Annotated in this window: 3 protein-coding genes and 1 pseudogene; all 4 read right to left on the bottom strand. The window is 69.3% G+C overall.

Annotated features, from left to right (window positions below; translation table 11 throughout):
* Positions 1–250: pseudogene (locus AB8Z36_RS35040) on the bottom strand (hypothetical protein); the annotation flags it as partial.
* 406 nt (positions 251–656) lie between these two features.
* Positions 657–1,160 (bottom strand): ATP-binding protein, encoded by a 504-nt coding sequence (locus tag AB8Z36_RS35035; RefSeq protein ID WP_369217427.1) that lies wholly within the window; start codon positions 1,158–1,160, stop codon positions 657–659.
* Between the two features lie 330 nt (positions 1,161–1,490).
* Positions 1,491–2,258 (bottom strand): enoyl-CoA hydratase/isomerase family protein, encoded by a 768-nt coding sequence (locus AB8Z36_RS35030; RefSeq protein WP_369217426.1) that lies wholly within the window; start codon positions 2,256–2,258, stop codon positions 1,491–1,493.
* Positions 2,259–2,406: 148 nt separating this feature from the next.
* Positions 2,407–3,400 (bottom strand): L,D-transpeptidase (locus AB8Z36_RS35025; RefSeq protein WP_369217425.1); only part of this gene is annotated, 994 nt, incomplete at its 5' end.

The raw sequence follows: 3,400 nt of genomic DNA, 5'->3' as shown, positions 1-3,400 counted from the left end.
GGGCGGGGCCGGGTCCCGGGGCCCTGGAGGCCTTCTCCCGTGCGGGTGCCCTGGACGCGGGAGGCCGGTCGTGCGCCCCTGCGGCGCGCGGCTGGTCGTCGCCGTCCGCCCCGCATCCGCCGACCAGGCCACCGGTCAGCGCCGTGCCCGCGCAGGCGGCGGCCAGGCTCCCGCCGGTCCGCAGAAAGCCGCGTCGGCCGCGTTCCGTACCTCCGTACGGGGCGCCGCCCCGTCTCGCATGCTCCGTCACGCCGACCATTTAATGCGCTAATAGGGCCGATCAAGGTGATTGACCCGATTTGGGCATGCCGCCGACCATCGCCACACCCTCACTTCGCAGCATCGAAGGCCACCCCCAAGCCTTGCTTATCGCCTGTCACAGCCGCTGCTTAACCAGCGTTTACCAGGCAGGTGTCTCATCTCACCAAGGATTCACCTCTAAAGTGATATGGTTTGTGCCGAAATAAACCATTGGCACCTTTGGCGCACCGCGCCCCGCGTGCCATAGTCGGACTTACGACCCCCATTGACCCGGGCCCAGGTCGTCGTCAGCCGCCGTGGAACACACCCCAGACATCCACGGCGCTTCACGGAAGCCCCCGCAGAGCCGGACCACGGCCGCAGGGGGCTTTCGCGTATCCGGGGCGGGGTGCGCGTCAGCGGTCGGAGGCCCGCATCTCGAACCACGTCGTCTTGCCGCGCGGCAGCAGATCCACGCCCCACCGGTCGGAGAGCTTGTCCACCAGGAAGAGCCCCCGGCCGCTCAGGTCCATCTCCTGGACCGGCATCAGACACGGCAGCCCCCGCGAGGGATCACGGACCTCCACCCGGATCCAGCCGCGCCGCCGCTGCATGCGGAGGCCGAAGACGCGCGCGCCCGTATGCCGCACGGCGTTGCCGACGAGCTCGGAGACGAGGAGGACGGCGTCCTCGGTGAGCTTCGGGGAGAGTCCCCAGTGCCGCAGGACGACGACCTGGGCGAGGCGGCGCGCGATGGCGGCGGACTCCGGGCGCGACGGAAGCGGCACCTCCGCGTCCGTGGGGTTGCCGAACAACTCAAGTGCCTTCAGCGCGTGTTCGTCCTCCACCGCCGGCGACCAGCGCGCAGCCGTCGCACTGGTGTGCCGCCGCGGCCGTTCGTAACCCTCCAGCCCCGCCATGCCCTCCATCATGGCCGCCCAGAGCGCTCTCCGGGGCCGTTCCGACGGAATCGGCCCCCCGGAACCAGTCATTCCGGGGGGCCGGTAAGGCATATGCCACGGGCAGCACAGGACCTTGAAAAGCGCCTCTGAGCTGCGATGACTTGCCGCGTACAAGTGATCACGGAACGCGCCTGGCGGGGCGTACTCAAGGTTTTGTTCAGCCCGCCATAATCCGCCCCTTCGGGGGACCACTTGGCCGATGTCTTATCACCAGGCGGCCAACTGGACCCCTACGGAGGGCAGTTCGGGGCGGATCGGGGCGCCGGTCCGGGGGCGTCCGGGCGCGTGTCAGAGGAACTTCGCCTTGCCCGGACCCTCCTCCACGAAGCTCCGCATGCCCCGCTCCCGGTCCTCCGTGGCGAACAGACCCGCGAACCAGGTGCGTTCGATCGCCAGGCCCGTCTGGAGGTCCGTCTCCAGACCCGCGTCGATCGACTCCTTGGCGGCGCGCAGCGCGATCGCGGGGCCCTGTGCGAGCCGCGCGGCCCACGCGTGCGCCTGCTCGTGGACCTCGGCGGCGGGCACCACCCGGTCCACCAGGCCGATCGCGAGCGCCTCCGGCGCCTTGACCTGGCGGCCGGTGAAGATGAGGTCCTTGGCCTTGGCGGGGCCGACGAGGCGGGCCAGGCGCTGGGTGCCGCCCGCGCCGGGGATGAGGCCGAGCAGGATCTCCGGCTGGCCCAGCTTCGCGTTCTCCGCGGCGATGCGGAAGTCCGCGCAGAGGGCGAGCTCGCAGCCGCCGCCCAGGGCGTAGCCGTTGACGGCGGCGACGACGGGCTTGGGGATGCGGGCGATGGCGGTGAAGGACTCCTGGAGGGCACCGGAGCGCGCGATCATGGCCGCGTGGTCCATGTCCTGCATCTCCTTGATGTCCGCCCCGGCGGCGAACACCTTCTCACCGCCGGTGATCACCACGGCGCGCACGTCGTCGCGGCGCGTGGCCTCCTCGGCGAGTTCCTTCAGGCGGTCCTGGGTGGCGATGTCCAGGGCGTTCATGGGCGGGCGGTCGAGCCGGATCGTACCGACGCCTTCGGCGACTTCGAGGGTTGCAGTCATGCGCAGCACGTTAGCGGGGGTTAACGCCGATGGGGCCGGTGCACTTGGTCACAGTGCACCGGCCCCACCGGGAGACGGCCGAGCGGCTGAGCGGTTGAGCGGTTGAGCGGTTAGACAGTCGAGCGGTGGAGCGGCTGAGCGGTCGGCGTCAGGCCTTCCACTCCTCCCACGGCATGTTCCAGCCGTTGTAGCCGTTCTCCGGCTGGATCTTCTTGTCCGCGGAGTTCTTCACGACGACGACGTCACCGATCATCGAGTTGTTGAAGAACCAGCCCGCGGGCGTCTTCTTGCTGTAGCCGCCGCGCACGTCGCTCAGGCCTATGCAGCCGTGGCTGGCGTTGGTGTTGCCGAAGGCGCCGCCCGACCAGTAGTTGCCGTGGATGAACGTGCCGGAGGTCGACAGGCGCATCGCGTGCGGGACGTCCTTGATGTCGTACTCGCCGCCGAAGCCGACGGTCTCGCCGTTCATCCGGGTCACCTGGAGCTTCTCGCTGATGACCATCTCGCCGTTGTACGTGGTGGTGCCCGGCGCGCCCGCGGTGATCGGGATCTTCTTGATCTGCTTGCCGTCGCGGACGACCTTCATCTGGTGCGTCTTGGCGTCGACGGTGGAGACCTGGCTGCGGCCGATGGTGAAGTTCAGGGTCTTGGCCTGCTTGCCGTAGACGCCCGGGCGGCCCTCGACGCCGTCGAGGTTGAGCTTGACGGTGACCTTGGTGCCGGCCTTCCAGTACTTCTCGGGGCGGAAGTCGAGGCGGTCGTTGCCGAACCAGTGGCCCTCGACGGGCACGGACGGCTCGGTCTTGATCTCGATGGCCTTCTCGACGGCCTCCGGGGCGGTGATGCCGCGCGTGAAGTTGACCGAGAACGGCATGCCCACGCCGACCTCGGAGCCGTCCTCCGGGTTGAACTGGCCGATGAAGGTGTTCTTCGGCGTCAGCGTGGTGAAGGCGGTGTCCTTGGCGGACGCCCGGCCCTCGGAGTCCTTCGCCACCGCGTGGACCTTGTACTTGGTGGCCGACGCGAGGTGGTGCGCGGGCGCCCAGCCCTTCCCGCCCGCGGTGATCTTGCCGGGGACGGGGTTGCCCTTGCTGTCCTCGACCCTGACCTCGGAGAGCTTGCCCTTGTCCGCGGATATCTTC

It is taken from the genome of Streptomyces flavofungini, from assembly GCF_041028215.1.
GTDB lineage: Bacteria > Actinomycetota > Actinomycetes > Streptomycetales > Streptomycetaceae > Streptomyces > Streptomyces flavofungini_B.
The sequence above is the reverse complement of the archived record's forward strand: the minus strand, read 5'-3'. Positions and strand labels throughout refer to the sequence as shown.

Coding starts and splice junctions, on each gene's coding strand:
- AB8Z36_RS35035 (WP_369217427.1), bottom strand. CDS start 1,160: ATGGCGGGGCTGGAGGGTTACGAACGGCCGCGGCGGCACACCAGTGCG.
- AB8Z36_RS35030 (WP_369217426.1), bottom strand. CDS start 2,258: ATGACTGCAACCCTCGAAGTCGCCGAAGGCGTCGGTACGATCCGGCTC.